Annotated in this window: 14 protein-coding genes and 1 tRNA gene; 8 read left to right on the forward strand and 7 right to left on the reverse strand. The window is 58.3% G+C overall.

Annotation, left to right across the window (positions count from 1 at the left end; all coding sequences use genetic code 11):
• Positions 1 to 43: 43 nt before the first annotated feature.
• Positions 44 to 2,980, reverse strand: a complete 2,937-nt coding sequence (locus ACYVAC_RS21360; protein WP_461099850.1) for a T9SS type A sorting domain-containing protein — start codon at positions 2,978 to 2,980, stop codon at positions 44 to 46.
• Between the two features lie 325 nt (positions 2,981 to 3,305).
• Here ACYVAC_RS21360 and ACYVAC_RS21365 point away from each other — a divergent pair, with 325 nt between their 5' ends.
• Positions 3,306 to 4,175 (forward strand): aldo/keto reductase, encoded by an 870-nt coding sequence (locus ACYVAC_RS21365; protein ID WP_461099851.1) that lies wholly within the window; start codon positions 3,306 to 3,308, stop codon positions 4,173 to 4,175.
• 90 nt (positions 4,176 to 4,265) lie between these two features.
• Here the strand turns inward: ACYVAC_RS21365 and ACYVAC_RS21370 are convergent, their stop codons facing one another.
• From ACYVAC_RS21370 to ACYVAC_RS21385, 4 genes are all read right to left on the reverse strand, one after another.
• Positions 4,266 to 4,715, reverse strand: coding sequence for a ferritin-like domain-containing protein (locus tag ACYVAC_RS21370; RefSeq protein WP_461099852.1), 450 nt, complete (start codon positions 4,713 to 4,715; stop codon positions 4,266 to 4,268).
• 78 nt (positions 4,716 to 4,793) lie between these two features.
• Positions 4,794 to 5,600 carry a G protein-coupled receptor family protein gene (locus tag ACYVAC_RS21375; protein WP_461099853.1) on the reverse strand — a complete coding sequence of 269 codons (807 nt, stop codon included), beginning with the start codon at positions 5,598 to 5,600 and terminating at the stop codon, positions 4,794 to 4,796.
• Positions 5,601 to 5,660: 60 nt separating this feature from the next.
• Positions 5,661 to 6,326 (reverse strand): DUF305 domain-containing protein, encoded by a 666-nt coding sequence (locus tag ACYVAC_RS21380; RefSeq protein WP_461099854.1) that lies wholly within the window; start codon positions 6,324 to 6,326, stop codon positions 5,661 to 5,663.
• 114 nt (positions 6,327 to 6,440) lie between these two features.
• Positions 6,441 to 7,190 carry a Nif3-like dinuclear metal center hexameric protein gene (locus tag ACYVAC_RS21385; protein ID WP_461099855.1) on the reverse strand — a complete coding sequence of 250 codons (750 nt, stop codon included), beginning with the start codon at positions 7,188 to 7,190 and terminating at the stop codon, positions 6,441 to 6,443.
• A gap of 284 nt (positions 7,191 to 7,474) precedes the next feature.
• Between ACYVAC_RS21385 and ACYVAC_RS21390 the strand changes: the two genes are divergently transcribed.
• The 3 genes from ACYVAC_RS21390 to ACYVAC_RS21400 all read left to right on the forward strand — a co-directional run bounded on the left by ACYVAC_RS21390 (position 7,475) and on the right by ACYVAC_RS21400 (position 10,473).
• On the forward strand, positions 7,475 to 8,860 hold the full coding sequence (locus ACYVAC_RS21390) for an MATE family efflux transporter (RefSeq protein WP_461099856.1): 1,386 nt from the start codon (positions 7,475 to 7,477) through the stop codon (positions 8,858 to 8,860).
• A 181-nt stretch (positions 8,861 to 9,041) separates the two neighbouring features.
• Positions 9,042 to 10,328 carry a GTPase HflX gene (gene hflX / locus ACYVAC_RS21395; RefSeq protein WP_461099857.1) on the forward strand — a complete coding sequence of 429 codons (1,287 nt, stop codon included), beginning with the start codon at positions 9,042 to 9,044 and terminating at the stop codon, positions 10,326 to 10,328.
• 70 nt (positions 10,329 to 10,398) lie between these two features.
• Positions 10,399 to 10,473, forward strand: a tRNA-Arg gene (locus ACYVAC_RS21400).
• A gap of 79 nt (positions 10,474 to 10,552) precedes the next feature.
• On the opposite strand, the gene ACYVAC_RS21405 is transcribed toward ACYVAC_RS21400, so the two are convergent.
• A complete protein-coding gene (locus ACYVAC_RS21405; protein ID WP_461099858.1) occupies positions 10,553 to 11,191 on the reverse strand; it encodes a 3-keto-disaccharide hydrolase in 639 nt (212 codons plus the stop codon).
• Positions 11,192 to 11,781: 590 nt separating this feature from the next.
• Between ACYVAC_RS21405 and ACYVAC_RS21410 the strand changes: the two genes are divergently transcribed.
• Positions 11,782 to 12,210, forward strand: a complete 429-nt coding sequence (locus tag ACYVAC_RS21410) for a hypothetical protein (protein ID WP_461099859.1) — start codon at positions 11,782 to 11,784, stop codon at positions 12,208 to 12,210.
• Between the two features lie 108 nt (positions 12,211 to 12,318).
• On the opposite strand, the gene ACYVAC_RS21415 is transcribed toward ACYVAC_RS21410, so the two are convergent.
• Entirely contained in the window at positions 12,319 to 12,642 is a 324-nt protein-coding gene (locus ACYVAC_RS21415) for a hypothetical protein (protein WP_461099860.1), read from the reverse strand.
• A gap of 486 nt (positions 12,643 to 13,128) precedes the next feature.
• Here ACYVAC_RS21415 and ACYVAC_RS21420 point away from each other — a divergent pair, with 486 nt between their 5' ends.
• The 3 genes from ACYVAC_RS21420 (at position 13,129) to ACYVAC_RS21430 (ending at position 17,377) form a co-directional block, all read left to right on the forward strand.
• Positions 13,129 to 13,662, forward strand: coding sequence for a hypothetical protein (locus ACYVAC_RS21420; RefSeq protein ID WP_461099861.1), 534 nt, complete (start codon positions 13,129 to 13,131; stop codon positions 13,660 to 13,662).
• A gap of 22 nt (positions 13,663 to 13,684) precedes the next feature.
• Positions 13,685 to 15,013 carry a cation:dicarboxylate symporter family transporter gene (locus ACYVAC_RS21425; protein ID WP_461099862.1) on the forward strand — a complete coding sequence of 443 codons (1,329 nt, stop codon included), beginning with the start codon at positions 13,685 to 13,687 and terminating at the stop codon, positions 15,011 to 15,013.
• 93 nt (positions 15,014 to 15,106) lie between these two features.
• Complete coding sequence (locus ACYVAC_RS21430; RefSeq protein ID WP_461099863.1) at positions 15,107 to 17,377, forward strand: NADP-dependent malic enzyme; 2,271 nt, start codon at positions 15,107 to 15,109, stop codon at positions 17,375 to 17,377.
• The last annotated feature ends 31 nt before the right edge of the window (positions 17,378 to 17,408 follow it).

Consider the following 17,408-nt stretch of genomic DNA (forward strand, 5'->3'; position numbering starts at 1 on the left):
TCGCACCGGCTGGTGCGACCCCTTTATTTTGGAGCCGACAAGTTTAGTCGACCTTGATCACTTTGCGCACGGCCCGATCATTCCCCTGCCGAACATCCATCATGTAGAGGCCCAGCGGCAGCGTGCTCAGGTCGATCCGCTCGCGGAGCTGTTGCCCCGGCTTCTCGAATACGGTCTGCTTGTGAACCCGGCCGGTGGTGCCATCGTACAGCTGTACGCTTACCGCCCGATTGTCATCGCTGTCGAGCGAGAGTTCCACGTAATCGACCGTTGGGTTCGGGAATACCTGCAGCGTAGCGAAGGGCTCCGTGGTAGTTTCAGCGCTGGCGCGGGCGTTGGGTGCTGTTTCGGCACTGGCGCGGCCACCCGCCGTCGACCCACCCGGAATAACAAATACGGGGGTTTCGGTAACCGGTATTTTCACCACGCCGTTGACAGCCGCCAGAATTACGACACTCATCTCATCGCTGCCAATCTTCGGGGTGTAGAGTTTTACTGAGCCAGCCGAGCCAACCGACAGGTTGTAGGTTGCCGTGCGGCCTTTTTCGTCGGGAATGACCAGCATGTAGGCCGACTGCACCTGGCCGTTGATGGTTGCTTCGTAGCGATCTACCAGCGGGTCGCCGTTCAGCGTTTCCTTGAAGGTATAAGCACCCAGCAGTTTGTTGGTCTGATACAGGAAGTCGGCTGCGGGCTTGCGGGTATTGTCCGAGCGCATGAGCCCCATCGAGTAAAACTGAGTCGGAATAGCGGCATTGTCGTCGTGGAACTGGTAGAAGAACAGCCGGTCGATACCCACGCGGCTATACATCAGTGCGGTCCGCAGAATCCAGTCGGCCTGGGTCTGCTCGGCCGTTTTGTTGCCGATAGGCATAGCGCGGAAGGGACTGCCCTGGTTCAGATCATAGCCGGCTTCGGTAATCCAGACCGGCATGTCGTAGCTGTACTGACGGGCTACCGACACAAATTCGGCGGCCTGCTCGCCCGTTCCCGACAGTTCGGGAGCGGCTCCGCGCGAGCCACCCCCGTTCTGCGACGTCTTGGCATCGTTGGAGTACAGGTGCTGGTTGATAACATCCCAGCACAGGTCGACCCGACCGTCGGCGCGGTAGCCCCGGAACTCCTTGCACCAGTCGATCATGGCCCGCACGTAATCGGTCGACGAAGCAGCCAGCCCGCCAATCACTACTTTCACCGACGGATCGGCATTCTTAACGCCTACGCCGGGGCCCATCGTGTTTTTATGCCCGTCGTAGAAGGCCGACAGGTTAGCGGCATATTCGCGGGCCGACTGGTAGGCTTCGCGGCCTTTCCAGGTTTTATCGCGCTCGTTTTCGCACTCGATGTACTGGATCAGGCCCAGCCCAATCTTGACGGTGTTGACACCGGCCCACGACTGTCGGTTGCTTACTTTAACCAGCGACGGGTCAACCGCTTTGTTGTAGCCGTAGCGCGCCATATACTGGAAGCCCACTCTGGCCTGCTCGATGTAGGAAGCCGGCTGGCTCAGGTCGCGGCCGTAAACGGTCGGAATATTTTCGTAGTCGCGTTTGCCTTCCGGATACGTGTTTTCGAGCCACTTCGGAATCGTTTTCAGACAGGCCAGTACGTCGATACCCTCGGCTTTCATGCGCTCGTAGATAGCATCGTAGTTCCAGCTGCCGCTCAGCGTGGGATTGAAGGTGTATTCGCCCTGAATCGACTCCAGCTTCTCCCAGTCCATATAGTGGCGGATGGCCGAGAATCCTTTGATACCGGTCACCCGTTTTTCATCAACCTGCCAGGGTGAGTTGGCGTCTTCGATATCCCACTCGAAGGCATTGACACCGAATTGCTGCCGTAGGGGCGAGGCTCCTTTGGTGGAGGCAACCCGCAGGGTACTGCCACCGGTGTAGCTACCATACAGCTCCATCTCGTTGGGGTAAGCCCCCGATGTGTTGATAACCAGATAGCGGGCGTTGGTCACCACCGTTTTCACCTTGAAGTCGGTGAGCTGGTCGGGGTTAGGCCCTACCCAGGCGTTGTACTGCGTACCCACAAACGTCCCGATCTGAATCCGTTTCCAGTCGTTGGTGATTACCCAGAGGGTCATCGGCGCATCGGTGTTCATTCCCTGCCCATCGTAGAAACGAATCTGGTTGATGGTCATCGTTTCCCCCTGATTCAGCGGGTAGTAGGCGTCGTAGTTCGTCAGGATCTTACCCCAGCCGGTGTTGACAACGGCATCGACATTACCATCGAACAGACCATCGAGGCCATTGCTCACGTTGTTGACCTGGTACCAGCGTTTGGGATCGATCGGAATTTTAACGCTCGCTGCAGCCGTTGTGGTGGGCGCCGGTGCCGAAACCACGGGGGCAGGCGTCGGGGCGGGTGCCGCCGTGGTCGTAGCCGGCGGGGTGGTGGCCACCGGAGCCGTCGTTGTGGTGACCGGGGTAGTGGCTACCGGGGCCGTCGTAGACGCAACGGGGGTAGTGGTAGCCGGCGGCAGCGTAACCGCTACCGGAGGGGTGGTAACCGTGGTCGTTACAGGTACCCCGAATACTTTGATTTTCTGGGGAATCTTGTTGCCAAACTTACGCACGACGATGGCATCGGCCAGCAGGGGCGCTTTCGGCTTCAACTCGATCCACTTCATGTACTCCCGACCTTCGAATCGACCAATCAGTGTCCGCTGGGTACCGTTGAGGGCATACAGCTCGGCCGGCTGATCGATAAAAACGTCCTGGTAGTCGTACAGCGACAGGCGCGTGACCTGACAGCGCTTGCCCAGCTTGATGGTCACATCGATGTACTTCATGTTGCTGCTCCACCATACATCGGCAATCAGTTTCGAGACATCATCGTTAAGCCAGTTCCGATAATCCTGCCCTGTCAGTTCGCTGGGCGTTACCGAAACACGGGTGATGGGTTCCTCCGTCTGGGAAAAGCCAAGAACCGGCAGAACTAACAGTAGCGAAGCAAGTACAAGTTTTTTCATGGGCACCTTCTGTTAATCGTGGGATAAAGCTGTGAATGGATCAGGGCTGACCAGGCAGCGGCAACAACTGTGTGTAGTACTATGCAAATAGATTGACTATTCCTAAAAAAGGTTAACTAAATACTATTCATTGGCCATAATTATCCATTTATCGAAAACACATGATAAATGCTAAAAATCACACAGTTACTAAAACGTCTCGATTTTCCTGCAACCAACAATCGTGCCTTTTTTCGGACAGGCCTGTACAATCTTCCCCGGCAGGGGTCCCGAAAACTGTTTGGTCGTTTCGTTTGTCTTAGAGTAGAAACAGTACAGACAAATCATGCAACCCAACACACAGCAGCCTGCACTCGACGCGGGCACGATTACAATTGGTGGCGACCTGACCGTCAACCGGATGGCCTACGGGGCTATGCGCATTACCGGCGACGGGATCTGGGGACCGCCCAAAGACCACGACGAAGCCATTCGGGTGCTGAAACGCACGCTGGAGCTGGGCATCAACTTTATCGATACAGCCGACAGTTATGGCCCCTACGTGTCGGAGGAGCTGATTGCCGAAGCGCTCCACCCCTACCCCGACGGGCTGGTTATCGGCACCAAAGGCGGATTGTTGCGCACGGGGCCTAACCAGTGGCCTGTAGACGGCAGCCGGAAGCATCTGGAAGAAGCCCTGAACGGGAGCCTGAAACGGCTGAAGCTGGAGCGGATCGATCTGTACCAGCTCCACCGCTTCGATGACAAGGTGCCGGCCGAGGAGTACCTGGGCTTTCTGAGGGAAGCGCAGCAGGCCGGAAAAATTCGTCACATCGGTCTCTCCGAAGTGAGCGTTGAGCAGATCAAACAGGCACAGGCCTACTTCGATGTCGTCTCAGTCCAGAATATGTACAACTTCGGTCAGCAGAAGTGGAACGATGTGCTCAGTTTTTGCCAGGCCAGCAACATTGCGTTCATACCCTGGTATCCGCTGGCCAGTGGTAACCTGAGCGCCGAAAATGCGATCAGCGCTGTAGCGAAACGCCACGGCGCTACCGACTACCAGGTGGCGCTGGCGTGGTTGCTGGCAGCCTCGCCCGTTATGTTGCCCATTGCCGGCACCTCGTCGGTGAAACACCTGGAGGAGAACGTAAAAGGCGCGTCGATCACCCTGACCGACGAAGATTTTCAGGATATGCCCCTGCCCAAACTGTAGTGGGGATTGACACAAAAAAGGGGTGCCCCGTCGATTCGACGGGGCACCCCTTTTTTGTATTGCCGGCCCGCACGCGGGTCAGCGTCGGTATTAGGCCTGCAGCCCTTTTACTTTGGCGTGCGACGCTTTCAGGTCGGCCAGCTGGCTTTGCAGTTCTTCTTTGATGTAGGCCGGAATGTGATCTTTCTCGATCGCATCCTGGTAGGCTTCGACGGCTGCGTTTTCGCCAAACTCAACCGAGCTCAGTACGGTCGAGCGGTCTTTGCCGGTCAGGGCCGACTTGATGTCGATCCAGGCGCGGTGGATTTTGCTCGATACGTCGGTCGAGGTAGCGTCCGATACGGCCGTGCCGTCGATGCGAACGATGTGTTCGGCCAGCTGGCTGCGGAACTTCTGGCTCTGAATGATATTCTGCCGGAACAGGCTGTCGAGGTCGGCGTCTTTAGTATCTTCAATGGCTTTTTCAAAGCCCTGGATGCGGTCGTTGTTGATCTTTACCAGATCGTTCAGGTCATCAACAATTTCTTCGTTCTTAATCATGATGGTTGAGTTTTGACTTGTGTCAGAATGCTAAATAGAACTGTGTGCCACCATAAATGTTTCGCCGGCCCGCGAGTTTTACAGTCCGTCGGCTGCCGATTGTGTAAGCGGCAGCCGGGTATGCCAGACAACCAGCAGGCCCGCCCCCAGCAGGCCGGTTAGGTCGGCCAGGGTATTGAGTACCAGGCCAACCGGCGCCGGCAAGCCGAACGCCATGCCGGCGTACACGAGCAACCAGATGCCTCCCATGGCAGCCACAAGCCGAACGGCCAGCCCATAGGCCTGACCCGCAGCAACCCCATCCGTCAGCCCCTGTCTCACGCGCAGCAGTGTTCGCAGCAGCAGCCCATAGCCGGCGGCTCCGGCCACACCCCAGAGCAGCCGGGGTGTTGTTTCCATTTCCTGATCGAACGTCAGTTGCTGCTCGCCTATGAACCAGGCCATCACCAGCAGCAGGCTGCCGATGAGCCCTATCCGCAGCGCCTGGTTCGGAACCGGCGATGCGGGGGCAGCCAGCCCCATCACGCCCGGCACCAACAGCGGTAAGGCCACCAGCCAGCCCATGTACCGATACTGGGTCAGGGCCGGGTAAGCTTCCCGAAACAGCGTCTGCCGATCGGCTCCGTCGGTCACGGTAGCCAGCTCGGCCAGCAGACTACCGTAGCCGTACGCCACGCAGGCATACACGAGGGCCATCACCAGCGCAGCCGCGCCCAGCCCCAGCTGCCGCCACTGGCCACCGGGCTGCACCAGGGCGCGGCTTCCCAGCAACAGGGCTGCCTGCGCCAGCAACGCAGCGAGCGCCACCAGCAGCAACGCATAGATCAACATCGGCAACAGGCCCACAGCGCCCGCCGTGGGAATAAACGTATCGGAAAGTTTCACGCAAAAAAAAGGTTGAGTGTTGTCCACTCAACCTTACTCGGCAACCGGGTCGGTTGTTTATTACTTGATCGATTTCTTAAGCTGGCTCATCTCCTGGCCGGCTTTGGTTATCAGGCTTTGCGCGTAGGCCTTCAGGGCGTCGTTTTTCCCGTACTGCAAATACGTCTTGGCCAGATCGATGGCATCCTGCCGGTGCTCAAGCAGTACCGCAGCAAAGTTGTCGTCGATATTGCCCGTCATTTTGCTTTCGGTGGTGCCGCCCGCCTGAAATTTCAGGGCCATTGCCTTTACGTTGCGATCCTGCTGCTGAGTAAAGGCCTGGTTTGGCCGCGTTGGCTTGACCTGCCGCATCGCCCCATCGATCAGGGCAATATCAGACTCCAGCGCTGGCATCAGGCTTTGCGCCATATTTTTCAGGGTCGAATCTTTACCCATCTGAAGTTCTTTCTTCAACAGCTCCTGCTCACCCTGCGCGTGAATTTTGGCCTGAAAGGCATAGTCGAAGTCAGGGTCGCCGGTGGCCTGCAGCTTGCTCAGCCGATCGGTCATCTGGCGCATCGGCAGCACGAGCGCGGTTTTGTTGGGATCCTGCTGAGCCGGAGCGGATGTACGGGCGCCACCGCTCATGGCAACGCCTGACGTGGCCTGAGCGCAGGCCGACAGCGACCCGGCTATACTGATTGATACAAGCAGGGCAGCTACAAAGGGAGAATGGTTGGTTTTCATGATTCGTTCGGATCTATGGTAATCGTTTTCAGAGAATAGTAGCAAGTATCGGCATTGGTACAATCATTCCTAAGACTATTCAGGACAAAAATGGTTTAACCGCCCCGGTAGGTGCTACCCTTCGGAGACGACCAGCCGCAGCGCCGGCAGGGCCTGCCCCAGTAAGCGGGCTAGTACCGTCAGCCCCCAGCGTTCGCTGCGTTCGTGCCCGGCCGCTACCACAGTCAGGCCGGTTTGCGCCACCGCGTCGGCGGCAGCCGCGCGGTACTGCCCCGTCAGATAAAGCTGCGCGCCCCGGTCCGACGCTTCGCGCACCAGGGCATCGGTCATGGCTCCGACAATGGCCAGCCGACCAACCAGCGCCCCCTGCCCCGGCATTATCCGATCGAGCCCGCCAAACAGGTTCTGCAGCCGATCGATCAGCGCGTCGACGGGTTGTGGCGTCACATTCACCAGCCGGCCCAGCGGTCGGGCGGGTAGGGGTTCGCCCGTATCGGCCGTACCCTGTTTCTGCCCGATCGACGAACCGGGGCCCGCGTCGCCCAGGGCCTCGGCCAGCCAGCGGTTATCGCCCATCGTCAGCGTCTCATCGAAGGGCAGGTGATGAAACAGCACGGGCAAACCGGGTGGCAGCATCGACTCGTCCAGTTTCCAGGGTCGGTGCAGCCATAGCCCGTCGATACCATTGGCCTGTACCCAGCGAGACAGCCCCGGTCCCGGCTCGAGAGCCAGCCCGAGCCGGGTGATGGGTTGCGCCGACGGGCGATAAATGCCCCCCTGTTCAGCAGGCGCATAACGGTCGGTATGCAGCAGGGCCTGCAGCACCTGCCGAATCGAGTCGGCCGTAACGGATGAGGTCTGCATACGGTGCTAAACAGCTAAACCGGCCCGACGGTTGGCCAACTGCCCCAGATTGCCAGTCTTTTACGCGCCAGGCGCTGTCTTTTCCGGTAAAAAGCTGTAGGTTTGCCTCCGCAACAGTGCCCGGACCAGCTGGGCCTACTACGCCGATGATTTTCTTCGCCTAAGATCCCACGCGGATCCTTCTTCCCGCCGACCGCCTGCGGCCCGTCGGCTTCCTCCTCCAGGTAGTGTTCATCCGCTGCCGGCAGCCATTACGGTTTCCGCCAGCCTTACTGTTGTTTGTAATGACCCGCTTTTTACGGTTGTTTCTGGCTGCGCTGCGCGGTACAGAGACCAATTTCACGTCTGGCAGCATCAACCGGGCGTTGTTCCTGCTGTCGGTACCCATGATTCTGGAGATGGTCATGGAGTCGCTTTTCGCGGTGGTCGACATCTTTTTTGTGGCCAAAATCGGCACCGAAGCCGTGGCCACAGTGGGCCTCACCGAGTCGGTGTTGACGCTCGTGTATTCGGTGGCCATTGGCCTCAGCACGGCCGCTACAGCACTGGTAGCCCGGCGTATCGGCGAAAACGACCGCGCCGGGGCCAGTGCCGCCATCGGGCAGGTGCTGCTCGTGTCGCTGGGCCTGGCGTTGCTGCTGGGCGTTTTGGGGGCGGTCTTTGCCGAACAGGTGCTGCGGCTCATGGGCGCCGACGAGCCGCTGATTGCGCGGGGGGCGGGTTTTACCCGAATGATTTTTGCCAGTGCGCCCGCCATTATGCTGCTCTACACGCTGAGTGGCTGTCTGCGCGGGGCCGGGCAGGCCTCCGATGCCATGCGGTCGCTGTGGCTGGCCAACGGCATCAACATCGTGCTGTGTCCGGCGCTTATCTTTGGGTGGGGGCCCCTGCCCGAACTGGGCGTACTGGGCTCGGCCGTGGCCACCACGCTGGGCCGCACGGCCGGGGTGTTTTATCAGCTCTATGCCCTCAACCGCCCCGGCAATCCCGTGCAGGTAGGGCGGCAACACCTCCGCCCCGATCGCTCCCTTATCCAGACGCTGCTCGGACTGGCGGCTGGGGGCACCGGCCAGTTCCTGATCTCATCGGCCAGCTGGGTCTTTCTGACCCGGATCCTGTCGACCTTCGGCAGCGATGTGGTGGCGGGTTATACCATCGCCATCCGGATCATTGTGTTCACCATTCTACCCTCGTGGGGTATGGCCAATGCAGCGGCTACGCTGGTGGGGCAAAACCTGGGCGCGGGGCAACCCGACCGGGCCGAAACCTCGGCGTGGCGGGCGGCCATCGGCAACATGGTGTTTCTGATGCTGGTGGGCGTGGTGTTCTTTACGGGGGCGGAGCCGATCGTGCGTTTTTTCAACGACAGCCCGCCGGTGGTGGCAACGGCGGTGCAGGCGCTCCAGATTTTCTGCGCCGGCTACGTCTTTTTTGCCTACGGGATGGTACTGAGTCAGTCGCTCAATGGCGCGGGCGACACGCGTACGCCCACGCTGATCAACCTGGTGTGTTTCTGGCTCGTCGAGATTCCGCTGGCCTATGGGCTGGCCAACTGGGCGGGCTGGGGACCCACGGGCGTGTTCTGGTCGGTAGCCATCAGCGAATCGCTGCTGGCCGTTACGGCCATCGTCGTATTCCGGCGGGGTCGCTGGAAACTGGTTCAGGTATAGGCGTTTAGCCGACCGTTCGGTGCCGGCTCAGGGCCGAAACTTTTACCCGAACCGGGCCGTTATTTAGTGTACACGTTTCGTTCATGTTCCGGCCGTACTGCCGTTTGTTGCCAGCCGGTTTACCGGCCGACCCACCCCTACAGCAAGCGCCCGTACTGCCTTTTTTTAATCAGACCATCCATTGATCGACACCCATAAACAACCCGAAACCGCCGTACTGGTCGCCCTTATCACGCAGAAGCAAACGGCCGACCAGACTAAAGAGTATCTGGACGAACTGGCTTTCCTGGCCGAAACGTCGGGCGTGAAGACGGTTAAATCGTTTACCCAGAAACTCGACCGGCCCGATACCCGCACCTTTGTGGGCAAAGGCAAGCTGGAGGAGATTCAGCAGTTTATCCTGACCAACCCCGTCGATACGGTTATCTTCGACGATGATCTGACGCCGGCCCAGGTGCGTAACCTCGAAGGCGAATTCCGCGATATCAAGGTGCTCGACCGCAGCCTGCTCATCCTGAATATTTTCTCGATGCGGGCCCAGACGGCCCAGTCGCGCGTGCAGGTCGAGCTGGCGCAGTATCAGTATCTGTATCCCCGCCTGACCCGTATGTGGACCCACCTGAGCCGCCAGAAAGGGGGCGCGGGGATGCGCGGACCGGGGGAAAAAGAACTCGAGACCGACCGCCGGATCGTGAAAGACCGCATCGCGTTTCTGAAAGACAAGCTGAGCAAGATCGACCGCCAGAGCATGACCCGCCGGAAAGAACGCGACCGGCTGGTACGGGTGGCGCTGGTAGGCTACACCAACGTGGGCAAATCGACGCTCATGCGGACGATGGCCAAAACCGACGTGTTTGCCGAAAACAAACTTTTCGCCACCGTCGACTCGACGGTGCGGAAGGTCACGCTGGGCAACATTCCGTTTCTGCTGACCGATACGGTCGGGTTTATCCGGAAGCTGCCCACCACCCTGATCGAAGCGTTTAAATCGACGCTCGACGAGGTGCGCGAAGCCGATATTCTGGTGCACGTGGTCGATGTGTCGCACCCCCTGTTCGAAGAGCAGATCGAGGTGGTGCAGTCGACGCTGGCCGATATCAAAGCCGCCGACAAGCCCGTGATTCTGGTCTTCAACAAAATGGACAAGTTTGTGCCGAAAGACGAGTGGGTCGAGCAGCCGCAGCCCGATATCGACGAAGCCGATTTCGACGCCGATGCGCCCGTGCAGCTGGCCGAAGTGCCGGTGTCGGTACGCCGGAAAACGGCCCTCGATTTTCTGCGCAAAACCTACCTCACCCGACAGGCCGACCATGTGGTGTTTATCTCGGCCGAAACGGGCGAAAACATAGGCGAGCTGCGCGACCTGCTGTATGCGCTGGTTAGGGAGAAGCACTACTACATTTACCCCAACTGGGTCAATGTACCCCTCAACGAATCGGCCGAGTACGGCGACGGTTTGGGGAGTTGATGCTTTTTCGGCATTTTTGTCGTAGCGAAACGACCGGTGGGCGCTCCTGTCCTGCCGGTCTTTTCGTGCCGGTTGCGTAGTTCAACGGATAGAATAGACGTTTCCTAAACGTTTGATATGGGTTCGATTCCCGTCGCGACCACCACCAACCAAACGAGGCCCCCTGCGCGCAGGGGGCCTCGTTTGGTTTTGCCCATTAGTTACTGGCCGGTTGCCGCCCGGCCCTAGTCGGGCAGCAGCCGTACCATAATGTTTTTGAAGTACACTTTGCTCTTTGGATCGTGGCCCTGCAGTGCAATGGTGCCGCTGCTGAGTTTGCGCGTACCGGCCGACTGGCTGACACTGTCGGGCTCGGTGTACTGGTTGATCACCTTGTCGTTGACCAGCACCGTTACCTGCCGGCCTTTTACAATGATGTGCTCGTTATACCACGTATCGTCGGCAGCATACACCGCTTTTACGTCCTGCATACCATAGACGCTGCCCGTCTTGCGCCAGTCGGTGTGGCTCTGGTTGACCTGAATTTCGTAGCCCTGCGCGGGCCAGCCTTTCTCCTGATAGGCGGTATGGATAAACATACCTGAGTTGGAGCCGGGCATCGTTTTGACATCGGCTTTCCACTCGAAATTTTTGAACTGGTGGTTGCCCACGGGCCCCTCATAGAACAGGTGGGCGCGCGGTCCGGCCACCACAATGGCCCCCTCCTGCACGCTGAAGGTTGCCGGATTTTCGGCGGCTCGCCAGCCCGTCAGTGTTTTCCCGTCGAAAATCGAGGTCCAGCCGTCGGCACCGGGGCGGCTCATAAAGGCGAAACAAATGGCTACCGTTGCCCATGCCACGGTTAGCAGCAGTGTGTTTTTCATACGTGTTGGTAAGTCTGGTTCTGCTGAAAGCAGTCCGTTGTGTAAACCTAACGAGTTGGCCCGTCAATAGATCGATACGGTTAGCCAGGGTCGGCAGCAGCGGGGGCGATCTCCCGGAAACAGGTGCGCTGGTATGGCGAGACTTTTCGCTGCCCCCACCGTCATACGGCCGGTTGCTAAAAAAAGCAGGTAGTGGCTGAAGGTAGAGCAGGTACCCGCACGTGCCCATCCGGCACTACCTGATATACCTATAGGCAATTACCGAAAACGAAACACCTCTGCTTGCTACCGAATTAACCAGAAAATTAATTCAAAACGTAGCTAAATGGCCTTTTTCTACTCATTCGGCAATAGGACTGGTAGGTTCACAACCATTTTTGCCACTATCTTTACCCAATCCGACTTATCTCCCTTTCATGAATTATATGGCCTATAGTACGTACTCATGTTCCTATTGCCAGAAACGCTTTCGTTCCTTCGACCCTACCCCCAGCTATTGTTCCGCAGCCTGCAGAGAGCAGGCAAGAATCAGCCAGAAAACGGGTAAAGCCAGTCTGCCCACACCGCCCCCCCAGGCTATCTGGCAACGTATGCATCCGGGTGAGTGGGTGCTGCTCGAAATCAGCCAGCCCGACCAGCGTCTGGTCGAAGTAGGGTACCTGCTCGAAGAAACCACCAGCCACCTGAAAGTCTGGTTGCCCGAAACGCCGGATCGCCACCCCAGTGTCCACCGCTATCGGCAGGATACGGTGCTTGGCTGTTATTTTTTGCCGCAGGCCATTCTGCACGCGCTATTGCCGCTGATACCGCAGCTCAACAAAACGACCGGGTCGATCCGCCCCCTGGTCGATGGGCTTCTCCGGAAAAATGCCGACATCCGGGCCTGCCTCGCCGATTTCATCAAGCAGGAAGATATTCTGCTCTGGGGTAAGCGCACAAGCCACACCATCGACTTCGCGCTTACCAAACGGCACCTGCGCGCGGCTTCATCAGCCCAAAACGCAGATACCGATAGGTAGGCACACCCTATACAAAGAGGCCCAATCTGCACGGGTGCGGATTGGGCCTCTTTGTATGTATTCCGTTCTGGAGTGTGTAGTGAAGGTAAGAATCGGGTGTCGACTCAATTAGTCAACTACTTTATCGGCTTTCTTTGTCCGTTCCTTGGCAACTGCTTTGAGTTCTTTAGCGTCGCTTTTCATTTCTTTTTTGGCCGCTTTTTCCATTTTTTTATCGGCTTTGGCCATCCGGGTTTTCGGATCCGAAATACCTTTAACCTCGAGACCCTTGTGGGTACGGGCTTCCATTTTATGCTCCTGTGCTTTGGCAACTTTCTTCTCTGCCTTCATTTCTTTTTTTGCCGCTTTGCCTTCCTGTACGGCCTGAGCAACAGTGTGTTGCGATACCGATACCAGACCAATCATTGTTGCAGCGATAAGAAGCGTTTTCATACTAGTGAGTGTTTAGTGAACGCCGGCCAGCGGCAGTTAAAATTACTACATCCCATAACAGGTAACATACCGGTTTGTTTTTTCGGACGGGTTGAAGCCAGAAAAGAATATAAAATCCGTAGACTTTTTATTTTTTCCGGGTATTGGTCTTCAGTATGGGGCCCGACCGGATGTTAACCACCAGCCACCCATACAGACAATCAACTCATTTTCAACACCCTATCTCATTTCTCTTTTTGCGTGCTGTAGCCGACCGTTCAGTAGAAGTCAGTTACGATGGTCGCACTGGTGGTACCAATGAAAACCCAAAATTTTGCACATTTTTATTGTTCGTGTGCTGGTCAGGATCGTCTGAACAGGCCCTGACGGTACAGGCTTATAACGGCGCTGATCGGTGTCGACAAAGGGGATTGGCAGCCTGGTGGTAGCAAAACCCTGGGGCCGACTGTATATTGAGCCCGTTTTCCGATCTGTCTTTACTTACCCATGAAACGCTTTCTTTTCGCGCTAGCCTTGTTGATTTCATCGCCGTTGCTGGCGCAGGTCAACCTGCCGGTTGGCGAAACGGGGCAGGTGCAATTCCAGGATCTGGTGCGTCTGTCCGACAAAACCCGCCCCGCCCGGCAGGTGCTTCAGCAAAGTCAGCGCTGGGCCGCATCTTATTTTTCGCTTGACAACCGGCCCGAGCTGCACGAAGACCGCGAGCACGGTATCCTCTTCATCAAGGCCATCTACCCACTGGGCGAACAGACCGTCCGGTTCGCCATGACCATCGAAACCAAGATGGGACGCTACCGGGCCACCATCACCGATCTGATTGCCGACGGTAATGGCCTGTCGACCCCGATTCGGCCGGTGAGCGCCACGGCGGCCGAGATGCAGGCCGCTGCCGGTAGTCAGGCAACCAACCCCGCCGTTGTGGAGCAGGCTGCCAAACAGCAGGCCGACCTGTATCAGACGATCGACGAAACCTGCCGCGCCACCCTGGCCAGTCTCAAAGCGGCCCTCACCAATCCCTAACCCACGCTGCTGACGCCTGCGCATGAAAAAACTGCTGACCAACCTCACCTTCTGGGTCCTGACGGCCATTTCGCTGGGTATTCTGCTCGGTCATTTCCGCCCCGACCTGGCCCTGTTTCCCGTGCTGGACACCCCGCTGAAAACCCGGTTTATGGGGCAGGAGCTTACCATCGGTACTACGTTCAGCGAAATGCTCAGCGGTTTCTTCATCAGTCTGGTCAAGCTGTTTATCAGCCCGATTATTTTTCTGACCATTACGCTCGGCATCGTCAGCATGGGCGATCTGAAGAAAGTGGGAAAAGTGGGAGCCAAAGCCCTGCTTTACTTCGAGGTCGTCACTACGGTAGCACTGATTATCGGTGTGCTGGTCGCCAACCTGATCCGGCCCGGCGATGGGGTCGTAACGTCGCAGCTCAAGGGGGGCGACATTTCGAAGTACACCAAAAGCGCCACGGAATTCAGCTGGTGGCACTTCTTTCTCGACAACGTGACGCTGCAGGTACTCGTGCTGGCCATCCTGACAGGTGTCGTACTGAGCCGTTACCCGGGCCGCGACCGGTTTATTGCCGGTATGAACAAGGCCTCTGCATACATTTTCTGGGGTCTCCACAAGGTTATGCTGCTGGCCCCCATCGGTGCCTTCGGCGGTATGGCGTTTACCATCGGTAAGTACGGGCTGGGCACGCTGCTGCCCCTGGCCAAGCTGATGGGCACCGTTTATACCACCATGGCGCTCTTTATTTTCGGCGTACTGGGGCTTATCCTGCGCTCGTGTCAGGTCAGTATCATGGCCTTTCTGCGCTACATCCGCGAAGAACTGCTGATCGTACTCGGTACCTCCTCGTCGGAAGCGGGGCTCCCTTCGCTCATGGAAAAGCTCGAACGCATGGGCTGCGCCAGGTCGGTGGTGGGACTGGTGGTGCCGGCCGGCTACTCATTCAACCTCGACGGGACAACCATCTACCTCTCGATGGCTACCATTTTTCTGGCGCAGGTCTTCAACGTGCACCTCGACCTGACCCAGATGCTGACCATCATCGGCATTCTGATGGTAACCTCGAAAGGCGCTGCCGGCGTAACGGGCAGTGGCTTTGTCGTGCTGGCCAGTACGCTTACAGCCGTTAAAGCCATTCCGCTCGAGGGGCTGGCGCTGCTGCTGGGCGTCGACCGGTTTATGTCGGAAGCCCGCAGCATCACCAATTTTATTGGCAACGGCGTGGCAACCATCTGGTTATCAAACCACGAACACGCCCTCGATCGGAGCCAGATGGCCATAGCCTTCAGCCAGGTCAGCCAGTCGGAACGCATCGACGCCGAAAACTTAGACACCCCTCCGGCCGGGAAAGACTGACAGAATCCGTTACGTTTGTAACCACAATGCCGGCGGTCGTCCGACCCAGTCGGCTCCTGTTCCTACGTAACTGACCGCTGTCGACGCATCAACATGACCACAGATCCAACGGAGAAGCTCCGGGAAGACGCGCTGCATTACCATGCAAAAGGGCGCCCCGGCAAGATTGAAATTACCCCCACCAAAGAAACGGCCAACCAACGCGACCTGTCGCTGGCCTACTCGCCCGGTGTGGCCGAGCCCTGCCTGGCCATCGCCGACACCCCCGAAAAAGCGTACGACTACACTGCCAAAGGCAACCTGGTGGCCGTTATCAGCAATGGTACGGCTGTGCTGGGTCTGGGTAACATCGGCCCAGTGGCCTCGAAGCCCGTCATGGAGGGCAAAAGCCTGCTCTTTAAACTCTACGCCGATATCGATGCGTTCGATATCGAACTCGACACGACCAACGTCGACGAGTTTGTCAGAACGGTAAAGATTCTGGAGCCTACCTTCGGCGGAGTCAACCTCGAAGATATTGCCGCCCCCGACTGCTTCGTCATTGAGCAGCGCCTGAAACAGGAGCTGAACATCCCGGTGATGCACGACGATCAGCACGGCACCGCCATCACATCGGCCGCGGCCCTGCTCAACGCGCTCGAGCTGGCCGGCAAAACCATTGGCAACATCCGGCTGGTAGTCAACGGGGCGGGAGCAGCTGCCATTTCGTGCATGAATCTGTACGTCAGCCTCGGCGTCTCGCCCGACAACATCATCGTGTTCGATAAAGACGGCCTGCTGACCAAAGACCGCACCAACCTGGCACCCAACCAGTACAAATACACCACCGATCGCTGCCCGGCCACCTGGACACTGGCCGATGCCCTGCGCGGAGCCGATGTGTTTCTGGGCCTGTCGGTGGGCGGGGTCGTAACGGCCGAGATGGTGCAGTCGATGGCCGACAACCCCATTGTGTTTGCCATGGCCAACCCCACGCCCGAAATCAGCTACGAACTGGCAACGGCCGCCCGGCCTGACATCATTATGGCGACGGGGCGTTCCGATTTCCCCAACCAGGTCAACAACGTACTGGGCTTCCCCTACATTTTTCGGGGGGCACTCGACGTGCGGGCCACCGAGATCAACGAGGCCATGAAGCTGGCCGCCGTGCGGGCGCTGGCCGACCTGGCCAAGAAAGCGGTACCCGAAAGCGTTAGCCGCAGCTATGGGCAGATTAGTCTCGTTTTTGGCCGGACCTATATTCTGCCCAAGCCCACCGACCCCCGCCTGCTGACGACCGTGGCCCCCGCCGTAGCCCGGGCCGCTATGGAGTCGGGTGTGGCCAAACACCCCATTGCCGACTGGACCGACTACGACATGCAACTGTCGCGCCGGCTGGGGCAGGACAACTCCCTCACGCGGGGGCTGCTGGCTCAGGCCCAGCGTACGCCCAAGCGCGTGGTATTTACCGATGGCGAAAATCCAACGGTACTGCGGGCGGTGGCCGATGTGCTCGAGCAGCGCATTGCCGTACCAATTCTGCTGGGCAATCCCGACGTGATTCGGGAGATGCTGCGCGATTTTCGGCTCAACCTGGGCAATGTCCGGATTATCGATCAGCGCGCCGACGACCAGGCCGACATCCGGACGCGGTATGCGCAGGTGCTCTACGAAAAACGCAAACGCAAGGGCCTTACCCTGACCGAAGCCCAGGCGCTGATGCGCGACCGCAATTACTTCGGCGCGGTGATGCTCGAAACGGGCGAAGCCGATGTGCTGATCTCGGGTCTGACCCGCAACTACCCCCAAACGCTGCGCCCGGCCCTACAGGTGATTGGCCGCAAGCCGGGCATCAAAAAAGTGTCGGGGATGTACGTGCTGATGTCGCGCTTCGGCCCGCTGTTCCTGGCCGATACAACCGTCAACGTAAATCCCACGGTCGACGAACTGGTGGAGATTGCCGAAACCACGGCCAACGAGGTTCGGCGGCTGAATATCGAGCCCCGCCTTGCCCTGCTCTCGTACTCGACGTTTGGCAGTGCCTCGGGCGAAGACGCGGAAAAGATGCAGCAGGCCACGGCTATTCTGCAGGAACGGCACCCCGACTGGGTAGTCGATGGCGAAATGCAGGCGCACCTGCCCTTCAATCAGGAACTGCTCCGCGAGAGTTACTCGTTTTCGTCGCTCGCCGACCAGCCCGCCAACGTGCTGATTTTCCCGAACCTGTCGGCGTCTAACATTGCCTATAACCTGCTTAAGGAGATCGGCCGGATTGAGAAAATCGGGCCCGTCCTGATGGGCATCCGCAAGCCCGTACACGTTCTGCAGCTCGGCAGTACCGTGCGGGAAGTCGTCAACATGGTGACGATTGCCGTGGCAGATTAACTTTTTTTAGAGAAAAGAGGAAAGACGGTAG

The organism is Spirosoma luteolum (assembly GCF_054778875.1).